Raw genomic sequence first — 16356 nt, forward strand, 5'->3', positions numbered from 1 at the left:
AACTGATTAAAATGGATATCCAATCGCAATATTAAGCGTGAAATTTTCGCGGCGCCAACTTGGGCTTCCCATATGAATATCGTTGAAAATCCATCGGTCGCCCTCGGGCAAGTTGGGTTTGTGTAATGGGAAAGCAAGATCCAAACGCACAACTATAATATCAAAATCCAACCGCAACCCCAAGCCTGTGCCTATGGCCAGTTCTTTATAAAAACTATCGAATTCAAACTTCCCTCCCGGCCGCTTGTCGTCAGCATTTGTCAACCAAATATTACCAGCATCGACAAAGATTGCACCTCTTAGAAAGCTATGGATGGGAAACCTGTATTCGACAGAATATTCCAGCTTGATGTCGCCGGCCTGATCGACGAACAGATTGGTGAGCGTGTCGGATGGGTTATAACAGCCGGGGCCTACAGTGCGCGCCCGGAAAGCGCGAACACTGTTGGTGCCACCCACAAAAAATTGCTTTGCATAAGGCATCGTTTCGGAGTTACCGTAGGGAATGCCCGTAGCAATTATCAATCGCATACCAACGGACGTTTTGTTACCGGTATTTATGAAATAACGCGCTTCGCTGCGCAGGCGTGCAAATTGTGCAAAAGGCACATTAAAAATCTTGTGCTGTCCATCATCCAGCTCCAGTAATCCCGGGAAAGTTTTAGAAATTAGTTGTGCCAGGTTGCCCGATACGTCAGCCGATTCGGTGACAAGGAAGGTATGTTTGTTTTGCAGATGCAAAGTGCTGTAGGTAAAGCTGTAGCTCGTTCCGAGGATGTATTGCTCCTCGAAGCTCCTTTTGATGGTAGGGTTGTTGTCGAGATATTCCTGAAACACATCCGAACTTTTTGCCAACTTGGTATAGCTGATGTCGATGGGGTTGAATGTTTGTGCAAACCGATCGGAGCTACGCCAGTTGTAGCCTAATACTGTGTTGAATGAATGCAACTCGTAATATCGCACCCGCGAAAACACTCCGCCGCCAGCGGAGATGGTGGTTTTGGGCACGTACTGCCGCGATTGGTTGGCTCCGAAATGAAATGGCACAAAACGCGGAAAAGTAAGCGAAGCGTTGAGCGTCACCTCGAAGGAGGTTTCGCCTTTGTATTGCCCGCTGTATTGTGTCTCGAAGCGTCCACCCAGGTTAAGCTGAAATGCTTCAGCTCCCCGAAAGGTATTTCGGTTTTTAAAACTCAGATTAAGTCCCGGCCCTGCAAAATTGTTGGTTTTGATAGCGGCACTTACCTCCGCTCCCACCGAAATTCTTTTTTGGGGAGTTAGATAAAAATGCGCATCCATAAAACCACCGACAGTATCGATTACATCAAAACGGGCATTGGCATATTTGTAAATACCCAAACCCATCAGATGGCTGAGCGTGTTGTAATGATCCTTGCGCGAATAAAGACTGTCAATACTCAAAAAGACGGCATCCAAAATAGTTTTTGGTTTGTAATAATGATTGTCGGATAGGTAATAATAATCCTTGATAAGGGTGGTGTCGGGGTGATATTCGTTGAGCGAATAGTCGTCGAGCACATAAATATTTTTCATCCTAAAAGGTATCCGCGCCAGCGTTGGCGTGTTTGGTTTCACTTGTAGTTCGACGGCTATCTGCTTGTTGCCCACCGAGGTGTCGGCGTCAAAAAGCAGGTAATCTTTAGAAAAGTAAAAATAGCCGCTGTCTTTCAGCACATTTTCGATACGATTACGTTCGTCCTTAAACACCGAAAGATCGTAGGGTTGATCAGGCAGTATCAGCGTCTTCGGTTTTGTTTCAAGTATCTCACCTCGCACTTTGGAGCTGTCAGCAGGGAAGTGCATGCTTTTGATATAATAAGCGCTGGTGATGTTGATATTAAAAATCAGACGGGCAGTTTTTTCTTTCTCTATCACCTCATAGTCGGAGCTGGCCGAAAAATGACCCAGATTTATCAAACGATTTTCCATGGCACCATTCAACTCGGTGGCATTGATTTGGCTCAGCAGCACCGGCGGTTCGCCCAGTTTGTATCTTAACCAGTAGCGGATGCCTTTTTCTTTTTTTGGTTCTTTCACCAAATTATGAATGGCCAAGAATGGACGCATCCAGAAAAGCTTTGCGTTGGTAGATGGAATCAACGCTTCCGTCTGCGCGAGTGCTTTTTTCTTATTTGATAAAACGGATGCGGAATCGATGTGGATGTCGGCGCCGGTAAACAAATAATCACCTTCCGGAATCTTTCTCAGGCCGGTACATCCGGTTATTGCGCCAAGCACCCAAAGGAGCAGTATCAAAAAGGCAGCATTTCTACTCTTCATTTTTCACTCCTTCCTGGTTGGGATTATCCTTCCAGCCCCTCTTCTTTTTTTTATTTGCACGAAGCCCAAAAAGTGAATTAAAACTTTTTTCTATAATGAAGGCAATGCCGTCGTAGGTCACCTCACCATCGAAGAGGTCGTAGGCATTTTCGTGATAAGCGCGTAGTTTATAATCACCGCTTTTGGTGAGGTCGTAGGTGGCCGAAAACTCGCCGTAGGTATGCTGGGTAGATTGTGCGGTATATTGCTGCGAGCCGCCGCTGACGTCAAAAGTTCCGGATGCTTCTATCATAAGCCGGTCGTCGAACAGGCGTTTGCTAACCTGCACATCAAGCTCCGTGCGTGTTTGCGAGCTGCTGCCTTCATATTCCTCGTACGAGTTGAGGCCAAAGGTTACGTCCACTCCTTTTATAAATCTACTCGAAAGCTTGTTGAGTTGCTCGGCCAGGATACCATTTACGCTGTTGCGCGCGGCAGTAGTGGCAAAGCTTTCGAGCGATCCACCATTGGAAGCAAACGGATCGTCGGCGATAAAACTGCCCGTAACCAGCAAGGCAAAAACCTGCTTGTTTAATTCCGATTCATTATTGCCAGAGTTTATCTGGTTGAGTTTGCTGGCTATCTGCGGATAACTGACCATGTATTTGTCGGGCAGGTGCAATTCGAAACTCACCTCCGGCTCTACGAGCTGCCCTCTGATATGCAGCAATACTTCGTAAGGCAACCGCTGTCGAAAGAGGTTTTTCTCAGCATCAGTAAGGCCGGCACTCTCGTTGCTTACCAGTGCTATCGACTGCGTGCGTACCGTGTGGCTTGCCGTAAAATCCATCCGCGCACTCATCGGGTCGCCCGAAAAAACGATGGTACTCCCGGAGACGAAACTAAAGTTCTTTTTTACCAACCCATAAAACGAAATCTGATACTCCCCGTCGGTAACTTCAAAAGATCCGGTAATGGTTTGCGTGCCGCTGGGATCGATGCTGATGTTGAGGTCGGCTTTGCCGCTTACCCACACATAGTCGCCGGAAACCGGATCGATGAAAAGTCTGAATTTGGCTTCAGGGTCGAGCTTTAAATTTGCCGTAAGGTCCATTCCTGCCACCTTTTGCAAGATAGAATCGGCAATGGAGGTAAGCGTTTCGCTGCGGAAAAGAGTATCGGATGGTTGCAGCTTGCCGGTAAAATGCACAATACCTTCGGCGGTGATTATTTCGACCTGGCTGCCAGGCAACACGTAGGTAAAGTCGGTGCCTCCCTTTACAGTAACGTCAGCTTTAATCACCGGCAGAAACATGTCGCCTTTTATACCAATGTCGGCATCGAATACCAGCGAGCCGTAATACATTTTGTTTTGGTCGCGGGTAGAGCTGATGGGTTTAAAATCGTTTGCTTTGATATTTAAATCAAAACCAAAGTTTTTGAAGTTTTCGGTGAGCACCCGCCCATCCACCCTTAGCTTGTTGCCATCGGCATCGACGACGGTGAATTTATCCAAAGCCACTCCCCGGTTGTCGATGGAAATGGTTTCGTTGGCCAGACGTGCGTGGAAGTTCAGAGGCACGATGGTCATTTCAGCATTCATAAAAGCAAGTTTCCCTTTAACATCCGGCGCTTGTGTGTTCCCTTTTATGGTAAAATCTCCTTTCAGACCACCTTGCACCTCTTTGAGATTACCCAACGCAAACACCTCGAAACTACTCAGGTCATTCAAATTCACGCTGGCAATGATGTCGAGTGGTTGTGGCGCGTCGCTTTTCTCAATCGTGCCTTTGGCAGTAATGGAGTTGCTTCCGTTAGTAAGATCAAATTGCAATGCCAGGGCATCGGTGGCTTCTTTGAGATTAAAATGTAAATCGCCGATCAGCGTGTCAAAAAAATAAAAGTTTTTGATGAGAATATCAGCAAACATCCCCGAAAACTGATCATGGACAGGCATCACCACCTCAGCATCCAGGTTTCCACGCACCAGCTGTGTCTCTGTTTTGCACTGAATAATGCCGAGGAGGTTGCTCAACCCAAAGTCGGCAGCCATAAATTTATGCGTGGTGTCGGTGGTAATAATCCCGAATTTTTGGTTTTCGTTATTAAAAACAAAATCCTGCGCCTGCATCTTCCCAGCGCCAAATTCCAGGAAATTGTCCTCCGTCATGTTCCATTGCTCACCTTTTAAAACAAGCCCGTTTTTATTAAAAGAAATACGCGTAGCGCTGTCTTTTATAGAAATATTATTATCGAAAAGATAATCGGGCGAAATGCCTGTGCCGGCAACCGAGATTTTTGATATCATTTCGCCATCGTGGATAAACTCGTCGATGATAATCTGGCGTAGGCGCAGCGTATCATATTGCAGCTCGTCGAAGCCGGCCTTCAGCGAAAGTGAATCATTGCGCCCACTAATATTTAAAAACAAATTATCCACACCAATCTTCTGATAGGTGATGCGTGGAGCGTTCAGGGTAAATTGCAGAAGGTTGTTGTTGCTGCTGTACGACCCGGTGATGGTATCGAGATCAACCTTGTGAAGCCCCGGAAGTAGCTGGGCTTTCAAATCTTCGGGAAGCCGCAGACCCAAATTAAATTCGGCATGTTTATCGGCAGGCAGCGAAAGCGTATCTGCTTTGCCAAGATATTTCATCATCGCCAGCCTCAACACCGAATCAGTTTCTGACATTGCTATGTTACTTTCATAATGAAGTTGCAAAAAGTCGGAGTCGATGTCGAAGGTTGTGCTGTCGGGCGTAAATACCGGATGCAGCCGAATATGATCGATGGTGTAGGAAGAAATTTCGTCGATAAGCTGTGTGTTCTTCAGCACCACTTCAGCTTTCAGATTATCGATACTACTAAATTCGCCGCTAATATTGATATTGCTGGTAAGAGCAAATTTGGCCTCCATGAGGTTCAGGGCATAAAGATTTAGCAGGTCGATGTTGATGTCCGCCTCCACAGTTTTTACCTCGGGCCGGATCTTAGCCAATGCGTCGATGGTAAAATTCACATTTACGTCGTCACTTGTCAGATGCGCTTCCGCCAGCTCACCATTCATAGTGGCCTGCAGGCCAATGTCGCGATAAGTATAGCGATTGTATCGAAGGTTATTGATAGTTGCTTCGGCCACTGCCACCATCGAATCGGCGGTAATTCCATTGGCGTGCACGGTAGCCTGCAAATTGGCAGTTCCAAAAGTGGTATCGCTGAGCCATCGGTTCAGCGCCATTTGTTGCAAATCCAATTGGATGTCAGCCGTGTCGCGTTGCAGCTTGCTGCGCCGATCAAAAAAACCCTCGGCAGTTAGATTTCCAAAATTTGAAACCAACCTAAGTTTTGCCTGAAGCGAATCCATCGTGCCGGCCGCCTGAAGTGCTAATCCGATGGTGTCGGGCAGCGTGAATCCGGCAAACAAGGTGGTGTCGAGCAGGCGGTAGAGATCGCGGCGCGAAGTACGCAGGGTATCGAGCCGCACATCAAAAGCCAGTTGCTCAGGATGTGTGATATTGGTCACTTCGCCCGAAGCCAGCAAAGTGGTGCGCAGTGTCGAAATCATCAGCTTGCGGATGTCGAGCTTGTCGATGGCTCCCTGCGCATCGGCAGCCAACTGTATGTTGAGGTGATTGTATTGTCGCCACAAAGAGTCGCGCGGATTAAGCCCCGCCAGATAATAAACATCCGGCGTGTAAAGCGAAGTGTTTTTTAGTGAAAGATCTATTTGGATAGCTCCCGGATTATCGGTGATTTGCGCAAACGAAGCAAAGCCAGCCTTGATGCTGCCATTGATTTTGGTTTGATTTACAGCCACGGAAAGATCGTTGAGTTGCACCATGTTTTGCGTTACCGCTGCCCCGAAAGAAACATTCTTCACCTGCACCTTTTCGTTGACGGTTCCGCGCAACTCGCGGAGTTTTGCCGCTGCACCGGTTTCGTTAATCGTGACGTCGCGAAGGTCGAGCTTCAGATCAGCCAGCTCGAGATGATTCATGTCGAGGCCAAAAGGTGCCGATGGTGCATTGCGAATGTTGTAAGAAATATCGAGATCGTCAAGCAGCAGTTGCTCCAGTGTAATGTCCCAATCCGGCAATAAATCTGAAAAAGGATCCGTCGTCGTCGGGATGCCCACACTTTCATCTTCCTGGGGCGACTTTATGCTTCTCCCGAGGGCGAGCGATGCTTTGGAATTGGAAATTTTTAATGTCCCAAGTTCCAAAACCTGATTGTTAAGATCAATCTTCTCCGGCTCAAACCTTAATTTTCCAAGATCGAGATCGGCTGCCATGCCGGAGCTATGATTTTGATAATGCAACAGGATGCTGTCGAGCGCCAATAATTTCAGACCAATCTCCGGAAAGCTGCTGCTTATGGTGTCATCGGTGGCGGGAACTTCAGCGGAAGCTCCGGCAACGTCCCACTGTTCCAGTCGTGCTGTGGTGTTTTTCAGCGAAAGCGCATCCACACCAAATGTTGGTTTATCCAAATCGAAATCATCGAAATTCAAATCCAGTTTACCCAAAAGCAATCGGGCATCCATTCCGGTGGTGCTGTCGGTGTAAAGAGCATCGATTTGCGAAAGCGCAATTTTTTTGATGCCAATGGTCCAGGCACTGCTGGTGGTATCGGTTTGGGTGGTGTCGCCGGCAAAAGCTTCGAGGATAAAATCGAAATTAAACGGTGCTCCCGGCGCACCTCTTTTTATGCGCGTTGTGAGGCGGTCAATCTCCAGACGCCGCACCTTCACCTCCTGGCTGATGAGTTTCAGCAGGTTGGCACTGACGTCGATGCTCCGCACGAAAAGCAGCGTATCGTGCTGCTGGTCTTCCACGTAGATGTCGCCGAGATGAACCGTCGCCGGCAACTTTATCTTCACCTCACCCACACGGATTTCGGTGTTGAGTTTCTTTTGCAGGGTGTTGGTGACGATACCGGTAACGTATGTCTGGATAGCGGGGACATTCAACAAAAGCGCAACCACAACCAACAAAGCAACCACTCCTGCAACAATCGTAAACAGAATGCTGAAGATACGCACGAGAATGTGTTTTTTCTTTCGGGTTGCCACAGATTTTTGTTTGAATAGCTCGTTTTTTTTAAAACACAAAATTAATTTAATAAACACAAGAAGGGTGGGCTACGTCGTGCCTGCGAAAAGAAAAGATCGGCTTTTAAGAAATTTTCATAATCGTGCTGGCATAGGGAAATGTTTGACGACCGGAGCATGGATTCAGAAGCAGGAAATATTTATTCCGGCCAAACAATATTAACCACAATCCTTCCGCGTTTTAGGGACATGTTTACAAAAAATGAAATGTGAGAAATGAACGTATGAAAAAATGGATTTATCTGATTATCACTCTTTCGTTGGGTGGCTGTTGGCCCTGCGATACAATACTGGTCGAAAATGGGCCATTGCCTGATTCAGCTTTAGAATATGTCCCTTACAAAAATGGAAGTACGTATTCATTCCGGCATTCAAACGGACTTGTTATAAATTATAGCACAACCAGAGAAACGCACGAAGCGTGGAGCGGCTGCTCTGAATGTTGTAAATATGAGTACCATTATGAGGTTAATTCTATCACACTTATTCCTGATTATCCAGTGTTCACTTTACAATTCCAGATCGATAACCTGGACACTTTAAATCTTCATTGTTTCGCTACCGTTGGGAAGTATGGTTTTTACATTCCAACCAACAATGAATTTTACCCAGGGAATTTTGAAATATTTGATTCCGTAAAAGTTGATTCTGAATATTATTATCAGGTTTTTAAATTAAAATCAAACTACGACAATTACTATTTCCAGGATTCAATTTATGTTGAAAGCATGTACTACAATTATGAAAAAGGAATCATTAAAATATTCTTGTCAAATGAAGAAAACTATACGATATATGAATAGGGTAAGCATATTCCTGTTTTTGCTATTTCTTACAAGTTGTGTAAAAGAAGAAACACTCTATTTTGATGCTGAAAATGAAGATTGGCTGATCGTCGCTGAAATGGGCGACAATTTTATCGTGCAGGATAACAATGGCATTTCATCCAGCTTTACAATGACGGATAATACATCCTATTTTAATCAATCTGAAGGCGGTTATTTCTTTGTTAAAACGCATAAACAGAACACCGAATATCACTATCAAAGTTTCGCTTCCAGTTATGGAACACAATTCTCATTATCACTTACAGCGGGCTTCGATCCTTTTGGAGATGATATTTTCATCATGCTCGACAATGTTGGATTTGCTTATGACTTTAAGTATAAAACCGTAGCACGCATCGACAGCCCATTTGGTTATTTATCAAAAACAATGACGGACGATGGCTACGAAAACAATGTCACCATCAGCTCCACGGTTGAAATCATTGATATTTATGTTGTAAATAACTTTCAATATTCCGATGTTTTGCATTTCACTTTCAAAGACTTTCAGAACGAATGGGAACCCTTTACCGTGAAAGAAATATTTATAGCTAAAAAACACGGATTGATCAAATACATTTTAAACAGCGACATAACCTACGAACGGAAATATGACAGAGATGCCCTGATCGCCTACCGGTTTGAGCAGGCCAAAATTAGATTTCGTATTAATGGAATCTTAATATCTTTGAACAAAAGATCGTCATGGACAACATCGTAAATTATTGGATGGAAATTTCAGATTATGATCTGGAAACAGCCGAAGCAATGTATCACAGCAAAAGATACTTGTACGTTGGCTTTATGTGTCACCAGACAATTGAAAAGGCATTCAAAGCATACTACGCAAAACTTAAAGCTGAAACAGCCCCATTTTCTCATAATCTATCATACTTAGCCAGGAAAGGAGGTTTCTATGATAAATTCTCTGTTTTGCAACAGGATTTTATTGATCAAATCGAACCATTGAATATAGAAGCCCGCTATCCATCTTACAAAGAACGATTGTTAAAAAGTCTCACAGATGCAAAGTGCATTGAAATTCTTCAGGAAACTAAAAAGCTACAGCAATGGATCAAAGAGAAGCTATAAAGAAAGTCATGGACTACAAGCAATTGTTGGAAAGCCATTTTCAATTTGAGAGTATTTACCTTTTCGGTTCGTATGCAAAAGGAACCAACAGAACAGACAGTGATATTGACGTTGCAATCGTAGTCGATCGTTTTGATGGGGATTTTTTTTCAATAAATCCACTGCTGTGGAAAATCCGTCGCCAGGTTGATGATAGAATTGAACCTATTTTGATTGAAAAAGATTTTGATCAGGCTAATTTCTTAGAGGAGATAAAAAGAACCGGAATAGAGATTCACTGAAAAACAAAAAAACCGGCTTCATCACCAGCAAAAAACTGGGAGAGGAATTACCGGGACTACGGCACAAAGATATTACTTGATTTCAAGTTCAGAATAATTTTGATAATGAAATGCTCTTCCCCAGGAATTATGTTTAGTTTTGGCTTCTTAAAAAAATACTGGAACTTTTAACAGATGCGGAAATGAAGAGGATAGTAAATAGAGACACCTTAACTTTACAGGTACTTTATACTTCATGCAACCAGAATGCACATTATAAAAAAGAGAATTTTAATTTAAAACTCAGGAAAATGATAGTTTTCAAAAAGCTACTAACTCTATTATTTCTGTTTGTATCAATCATATCCTTTTCTCAAAATTCAGAAAGGGATTTAATAGACATAGCTATTAATGATATTCGATCTGGCAAAAACAGAGAAGCAATAAAAATTCTGAACAAAGTAATTAAGGAAAATAAAAAGTCAACTTTTGCCTATAATATTAGAAGTATAGCCAAGACAAATTTAGGTAAATATAAAAGTGCACTTAAGGATTTAGATAATGCCATACAAATAAGCCCTAATTATGCGGACGCTTATTTCAATAAGGGACACATAAAAGAAATTAACTTGCATGATCATTATGGTGCAATTCGAGAATATAACAAAGCCATAGGATTGGATTCTACCAATCATTTTTACTATAGTAATAGAGGCAATTGTAAAGCAGAATTATCAAATTATGAAGATGCTCTAGATGATTACAACAAATCAATTAGTATCAACCCAAATACTCCCTTTATTTATATTAATCGCGCCGTAACACTTAAAGAATTAGGACGTTTTGAGGACTCATTAAATGACTGTGATTTAGCAATTAGTTTAGACTCATTGTACATGAATCCATATTATTTAAAAGGAGTCTTATTGAATAAATTAGGTAAAATTGAAGATGCTTGTCTAAACCTCATCAAAGCAAGGGAATTAGGCAATAAAAAAGTGGAAGCCTTTATTAAGAAGTTTTGTGAATAATTGAAATTTAAGTTGTGATTTTTCATTTTCACAATGCACTGATTAAAAAACTCCTGACCCGGCGTAATCATCATGTCGCGATTTTTAGATTTCTCCCTACAAATTTGCTACGCAAATTTTCCAGTCGAAATGACAAGCGTTGCGGTGTGATTGGAGGGGGCTGGATCGTGCGCAAAGCGCACGATCCAGCCCCCCCTCTCTATCGCCAGCCGTGTCATTTCGACCGAAGGGAGAAATCTATATTCCACGACAATTCGATTTACGACTAAGCATCTATAATTCTCTGATTATCAACAATCAGGTAAGATGTTCTGTGATTACTATAAATCTAATTTAGTGGGAAACGAAGAAAAACCAAGGCATAACAAATTGTTAGGATTGTTCTAATATCCTACTCGCATCAAAGATGGATAAAAACGTTGCTTGAAATCCGTTTCTGATAATACCGTCAACCCTTGCCCTCTCAACACATTCCCAATTCCCCCCCTCACCCCCGCACCGTAATGCTGCTCCTCCCGCCGGCGTCTTTGGTGAGTTCTATCTGGGTGGTGATGCGTTCTTTGAGCGCTGCCACATGGCTGATGATTCCTATCGTTCGGTTGGTTTCGTGCTGCAGGCGTTCGAGTGTGGAGAGCGCCGTGTCGAGGGTTTCCTGGTCGAGGCTGCCAAAGCCTTCGTCGATGAAGAGGCTGTTGATGCGCGTATTTTTTCCGGCCAGATCCGATAGCCCCAGCGCCAGCGCCAGGCTCACCATAAAACTTTCGCCGCCGGAAAGCGTATTCACCGAGCGCCGGTCGTCGCCGTGTTGTGTGTCGATCACAAAAAGCTCGTCGTCATTCTCGTCGCCCTCGTTGATGAGGATATAGCGTGCCGAGAGCTTTTTCAGGTGCTGGTTGGCGCGCCCGAGCAGATGCAGCAGCGTGAGGCGTTGCGCAAAGCGCGAAAAACGCATGCCCTGCGCGTCGCCCATCACCCTGTTGAGGGCGTCCCACCGCTGATACTCCTTTTGCTGCGCCTTGAGTTGCTGCACAATCACGCTGTGGCGTTTTGCATTTTCGTCGTGTTCCTCCAGGCGCCGGCGCAGGTCGCCCGTGCGCTGGTTGTTCTGGTCGAGCGCCTCGTCGGCAGCAGCCTTTTTGTCCGCCAGCATCTCCACCGTCAGCGTTGCATCGTCGTCTTTTTGCAAATCTTCGATCTCCTTCTCCAGCGTCTTGCGCTGAAACGCTGCCTGACTCATAGCCTTGTCGTGGGCAGTCAGCATTTCATCAATGCGGCGCGCTTCGGCGGCAGGGAGCAGCGCATCAGCCGCCTGCTGCACCGTCTCCATTTTTGCTTCGGCAAGCTGCGGCTGCAACGTCGCCGCCAGCGCTTCCGATTCTTTGGTTTGCTTTCCTATCTCCTCGCCCAGCTTAGCGAGCTGCCGGCTTTCATTTGTTTCGGCCGTTTCGCTGCGCGCCAGTTGCGTGGCAAGCGTTGCCGCCTGGCTTTCGGCAGCGCGCTGCTTTTGCGTCAGTTCGCGCTGTGCCGTGGCAACGTCCTTCTCACCAAAAATCCCGACTCGTTGTTCGTTTAGCTCCGTAAACTTCGTTTGCTGCACCAGCCGCTCTTCGGTCAGATTTTTCTTTGCATCCGCTAACGCTTCCAGGCGTTTTATTATGTTTTCAATTTTAGTATCAACAGCCGTTTTCTCTTCCTTTTTCTCCTGCTGCAATCTGATGGCTTCCCGATAATAACGAAGCTGATTTTCGAGCGTTTTGCTGATTTTTGCATAATCATTTCCACACTCCGAAAGATAAACAGCGAATGGAGCCAGCAGCCGCGCAAGATTTTGCTCCTGCAAAAGCCAGGCTTTGTTTTTATCCTTCAGCTCTGCAACTGTTTTGATGTTTTGCTCCAGCGCGATAAACTCCTGAACGATCTCAAGATTTATTTTGGCTGCAGCCAAATCCTTTTCCGCCTTTTGTTGCTGCGACTGCAATGCCGAAGCATCCTTCGGTGCAACTTCATCCGGCAGCAAATCTTCTGCTTTTTCAATTTCGGCAGCAAGCTCCTTTTTCCGCTTCTGCTGCATTAATTGTATATTCTCACGTGTTTTTACTTCCGAAAATGCGAGATTAAGCTGCTTCTGCTGAACCTTAAGATTTTCGACCAGCGCACTTTTTTCCTCTTTTTGTTTTTTAATAAAAATATCGAACTCCGAAATATGTGCCGGGTGCTCTTCGGCAAAGGGATGCGCGGTGGCGCCGCAGAGCGGACAGGGCTGCCCGGGTTGCAAAAGCTGCCGCGCCTGCTCGTAGTTGGCTTCGAGTGCCTGCCGGGTTTTGGTTGCTTCCAGCTCCGCCAGGCGGCTCTCGGCAATCTCGATGGCTTTGCCGCTGGTGTCGCAGCTTTTCATTACCAGCGTCACCTGCTCATTCATCTGCGCCAGCTCCTCCGTGGTTTTCATTTCAGCTTTGCGCAATGTTTCCTTCTCTTCCAGCAGTTGCAGCAGTTTGATTATCCCGCTAAGGAGTTTTTCAAGACGGCTTATTTGCTCCAGGATTTCTTTGGTGGTAATAATTTTGCCGCCCATGCCGTCGATCAGTTGCTGCCGGTGTGTGGCGAGTTTCTCATGCTGCGATGAAAGCAGTTTTTCTCTTTCGTCGCCGCTCGTAATCGCTGTGTGTTGATGCCCGAGAAGGGCTTCGTTGATTTGTTTTATCAATAGCTCCCCTGCGGTGGTAGCGTGTTTGATTTCATTTGTAATTTCGGGCAAGGCATCGGGAAGCTTTTCCAACACAGGATTCTGTTCAAGAAATCGCGAAATGCCGGCAAGCTTTTCATCGATTTCCTGCAATGTGCTGCCCAGCGTTTTCTGTTGCTCCTGCGCCTGACCCGTTTCTTTATCAATCTCCAAAATTTGTTTTAGGATATGCTGCAAGCTGGTGCGATGCGTATCCAATTGCTTGTCGAGCAGCAGCACCTCATCAAAAACCGGCTGCATTTTCTGAACTTCAAGGTTCAAATTTTCGGATTGCTGCTTTGCTACGGTATATTGATCTTTGGAGCTTTTGATTTCATCGCGCAACTTTTGTAGCCTTAGTTTCGTCAAGGATTCTTCTTCACGATCTCCGACCAACTTCTGCCGGAGCGACAGTAGCCGGTCGATGTCGCTTTTGAGCGGAAGCAAAGCCTGGTGCAACTTCAGTCGCCCGGCATCGTCTTGCAGTTCCAGCTTTTTTTGTGTTAATTTTTCAATCTGCTCCCGCACTTCTTGCAAAGTTGTTCGGCGAAGCAGAAGCTGCTTTTTCCGTTCGATCTGTTGCTGTATCTTTCCTGACAAATTACGATGAACTATTGCTTCTTTTTGCAAAATCTTCAACTGTCCTTCCGTCTGCAACCGGGTCTCTTCATCCATCATTACAATACTCCCCAGTTGCTGCTGAAACTGATCACACAGCAGTTTTTGTTGTTTTTGCTGTTCGAAGGCTGCCGCGCCAATGCGACGGTAAATGCCGGTGCCGGTAATCTTTTCGAGGAGGGCGCTGCGCTCTTTGGGCGCCGCTTTCAGAAAGCGGGCAAACTCACCCTGCGAGAGCAGGATGGATTTCATAAACTGATCGTATGTCAGCCCGATTATGGCTGCATTTCGGTCAGCTACGTCTTTACGTTTCAGGTCGAGATTTCTGAAAACTCCTTCCGCATCTTTCATGGCCAGCGAAAGTTCATACTCGCGCAAATTGCCGGTGCGGGCGCGGCTTATCTCCCAGCGGGCGCGGTAAATCTCGCCACCGGCTTCGTATTCCACCTCACTGAAGGCGTCGTCGGTATGGCGCGTAATGATGGCACCGGTCTTCTCGATAGAAGCTTTCGACAAAATTCCTGCACGCGGCGTGGCATTGTAAAGCGCCAGCGTGATGGCGTCGAGCAGCGTGCTCTTCCCCGAACCGGTAGGGCCGATGATAGCAAAAAGCCCTGTTTGCGCCAGCGGGCCATTTTCAAAATCGATGGTCACTTCTCCTTTGAAAGAGTGGATATTCTTGAGTTTTATCGAGCGGATTTTCATTTGCTTTTCACTATTTAGCTACTATTTTTTAAAACACAATTTGTTGAAAATGCCTCCGCTACCCCTCAATCCCCTAAAGGGGAAGCCTGCCCAAACATTGAATGTGTGGTAGCAACTCCTCCGCCGGCTGGCGGATCGGGGGGGGTGCGCGATGGATTTTTAGAAATCTATAGGACATTTGAGCTTTGATTATTATTCACTACCACTATCACTTTGATAAACCATCCCGAGCAATTCATCAAAAGTATGTTTCAACTCCTCTCTATCTTCGATTCCTTGTTGGTCGAGTAGTTGATCGAACACCTCCGTTTCGCGCAGCTCGTCGAGGGTTCGCTGGTCGTCGCCGGTAAGATAAGCCGGAAGCGTGCGGTCGGTGAAGGTAATCGTGTGCCGGATGATGTGCAGGTTTTCTTTTTCGGTGTTAATCTGTTCCACAAAATCGTCGGCAGCGCGCAGCAAAATTGGGTCTCTATTTTGCCCTTCGATGCACACCTCAAGCCAGGCAGGCAGAGCAGAAGCACATTCATAATCCGAAATCTGTCTGCTTATCTCCGCAAAGGAACCTCTGATGGTTTTTATCTCCCTGAAAAGGGGGATCGTAATTTTTTGGTGCGACAGCTTCCCGTTTTCCACCGTCAGCAGGCGCATCAATTTGGTGTCGTGTTGTTCGCTGAAACTCAAAGGTAGTGGCGATCCGCAATATTCTACCACCGGCGACTTGCTGATGGTTTGGGGACGGTGGATGTGGCCGAGTGCGTAATAATCGAAAGTCGGTGGAAACGCCGCCGCGCTAACTCCTGCCTGATTGCCAAGTTGCAGGTCGCGCTCGCTCTCCGACAACTGCGATCCTTGCATATAGAGGTGACCGGTGACAATCTGCGGGATATTCTGCTCACGATAAGGCAGCATAAGTTCAGCGAGCTGGTGGTAATGATTCAGGATGCCCTGCCGCACGGATTCAACTTTTTCATCGTGCGACTCGCCCGCCACCGGAATGCGGATATCTCTGTCGCGCAGAAAAGGCACCGCACCCACAACAGCCTGTAAGTTTCCGGATTTATCACGAAGCTCGATAATTTCGTCCTGCTGGTTGGCGGGAGCGCCGGCAATAATAGTAACGTTGAGTACCTGCAGCACCTCGCGTGGCGCCTCCAGCGTACCCACCGAGTCGTGGTTGCCGCCAGTTATGATCACTTGCCGGCAAGAGGTTTCGGAAATCTCACGCAGCAACTGGTAATAGCTGCGCAGCGCCTGGTTGCTGGGGTAGGCCATGTCAAAGATGTCGCCGCAGACAAGCAGCGCTTCCACCTGCTCTTGGCGGATAAATTGCAGCAGCCAGTCGAAAAACATCCGGTGTTCGTCGTGGCGGTCGTTGCCATAAAGTCGCTGGCCGATATGCCAGTCGGAAGTGTGGAGGATTTTCATGCCGCAAACTTAATGATTTCGGTTAGAAAGCAGTCGGCAGGATACGGTCGGCAGCCGGCAGGCAATCAATCGAATAATCAGGTTGGAGAAGAAATTGAGAATAGTCGGATTGTCCAAGGGTTCGCAGTCTCGAAGCAGATGCAACCCTAAGGTGAATTTTAATTTTCAGAATCACTGGTGTCGGTTTAAAAACAATAGATTCTTCGCTACTAATGACATTTTTATTAACGAATAGATTTCTCCCTTCGGTCGAAATGACACAGCTGGCGCGCAAGAGAAGGGGAGG

10 protein-coding genes are annotated in these 16356 nt (G+C 46.0%); 5 read left to right on the plus strand and 5 right to left on the minus strand.

Annotation, left to right across the window (positions count from 1 at the left end; translation table 11 throughout):
• Positions 1–6 precede the first annotated feature (6 nt).
• On the minus strand, positions 7–2301 hold the full coding sequence (locus VFC92_07185) for a BamA/TamA family outer membrane protein (protein HZK07970.1): 2295 nt from the start codon (positions 2299–2301) through the stop codon (positions 7–9).
• The gene (locus VFC92_07190) at positions 2291–7351 is read right to left on the minus strand and encodes a translocation/assembly module TamB domain-containing protein (protein ID HZK07971.1); all 5061 of its coding nucleotides are present in this window, start codon (positions 7349–7351) and stop codon (positions 2291–2293) included. Before VFC92_07190 ends, VFC92_07185 begins: the two co-directional genes overlap by 11 nt.
• A gap of 263 nt (positions 7352–7614) precedes the next feature.
• On the opposite strand from VFC92_07190, the gene VFC92_07195 reads away from it, so the two are divergent.
• From VFC92_07195 to VFC92_07215, 5 genes are all read left to right on the plus strand, one after another.
• Positions 7615–8193, plus strand: a complete 579-nt coding sequence (locus tag VFC92_07195) for a hypothetical protein (GenBank protein ID HZK07972.1) — start codon at positions 7615–7617, stop codon at positions 8191–8193.
• Positions 8186–8938, plus strand: a complete 753-nt coding sequence (locus VFC92_07200; GenBank protein HZK07973.1) for a hypothetical protein — start codon at positions 8186–8188, stop codon at positions 8936–8938. The genes VFC92_07195 and VFC92_07200 overlap by 8 nt, the downstream gene beginning before the upstream one ends.
• The gene (locus VFC92_07205) at positions 8923–9309 is read left to right on the plus strand and encodes a HEPN domain-containing protein (GenBank protein ID HZK07974.1); all 387 of its coding nucleotides are present in this window, start codon (positions 8923–8925) and stop codon (positions 9307–9309) included. The genes VFC92_07200 and VFC92_07205 overlap by 16 nt, the downstream gene beginning before the upstream one ends.
• Positions 9288–9590, plus strand: coding sequence for a nucleotidyltransferase domain-containing protein (locus VFC92_07210; GenBank protein ID HZK07975.1), 303 nt, complete (start codon positions 9288–9290; stop codon positions 9588–9590). The genes VFC92_07205 and VFC92_07210 overlap by 22 nt, the downstream gene beginning before the upstream one ends.
• A 182-nt stretch (positions 9591–9772) precedes the next feature.
• The gene (locus tag VFC92_07215; protein HZK07976.1) at positions 9773–10600 is read left to right on the plus strand and encodes a tetratricopeptide repeat protein; all 828 of its coding nucleotides are present in this window, start codon (positions 9773–9775) and stop codon (positions 10598–10600) included.
• A 487-nt stretch (positions 10601–11087) separates the two neighbouring features.
• Here VFC92_07215 and VFC92_07220 read toward each other — a convergent pair whose 3' ends face one another.
• From VFC92_07220 to VFC92_07230, 3 genes are all read right to left on the minus strand, one after another.
• Entirely contained in the window at positions 11088–14645 is a 3558-nt protein-coding gene (locus tag VFC92_07220; GenBank protein ID HZK07977.1) for an AAA family ATPase, read from the minus strand.
• A gap of 192 nt (positions 14646–14837) precedes the next feature.
• Positions 14838–16070, minus strand: a complete 1233-nt coding sequence (locus VFC92_07225; GenBank protein HZK07978.1) for an exonuclease SbcCD subunit D C-terminal domain-containing protein — start codon at positions 16068–16070, stop codon at positions 14838–14840.
• A gap of 22 nt (positions 16071–16092) precedes the next feature.
• On the minus strand, positions 16093–16356 hold a 264-nt coding region (locus VFC92_07230), incomplete at its 5' end, for a hypothetical protein (protein HZK07979.1).

The organism is Bacteroidales bacterium (assembly GCA_035647615.1).
Lineage (GTDB): Bacteria > Bacteroidota > Bacteroidia > Bacteroidales > 4484-276 > SABY01.

What these genes read in the sequence shown, in the direction of transcription:
- VFC92_07185 (HZK07970.1), bottom strand. Translation starts at nt 2,301, where the DNA reads ATGAAGAGTAGAAATGCTGCCTTTTTGATACTGCTCCTTTGGGTGCTT.
- VFC92_07195 (HZK07972.1), top strand. Translation starts at nt 7,615, where the DNA reads ATGAAAAAATGGATTTATCTGATTATCACTCTTTCGTTGGGTGGCTGT.
- VFC92_07200 (HZK07973.1), top strand. Translation starts at nt 8,186, where the DNA reads ATGAATAGGGTAAGCATATTCCTGTTTTTGCTATTTCTTACAAGTTGT.
- VFC92_07205 (HZK07974.1), top strand. Translation starts at nt 8,923, where the DNA reads ATGGACAACATCGTAAATTATTGGATGGAAATTTCAGATTATGATCTG.
- VFC92_07210 (HZK07975.1), top strand. Translation starts at nt 9,288, where the DNA reads ATGGATCAAAGAGAAGCTATAAAGAAAGTCATGGACTACAAGCAATTG.
- VFC92_07215 (HZK07976.1), top strand. Translation starts at nt 9,773, where the DNA reads ATGAAGAGGATAGTAAATAGAGACACCTTAACTTTACAGGTACTTTAT.
- VFC92_07220 (HZK07977.1), bottom strand. Translation starts at nt 14,645, where the DNA reads ATGAAAATCCGCTCGATAAAACTCAAGAATATCCACTCTTTCAAAGGA.
- VFC92_07225 (HZK07978.1), bottom strand. Translation starts at nt 16,070, where the DNA reads ATGAAAATCCTCCACACTTCCGACTGGCATATCGGCCAGCGACTTTAT.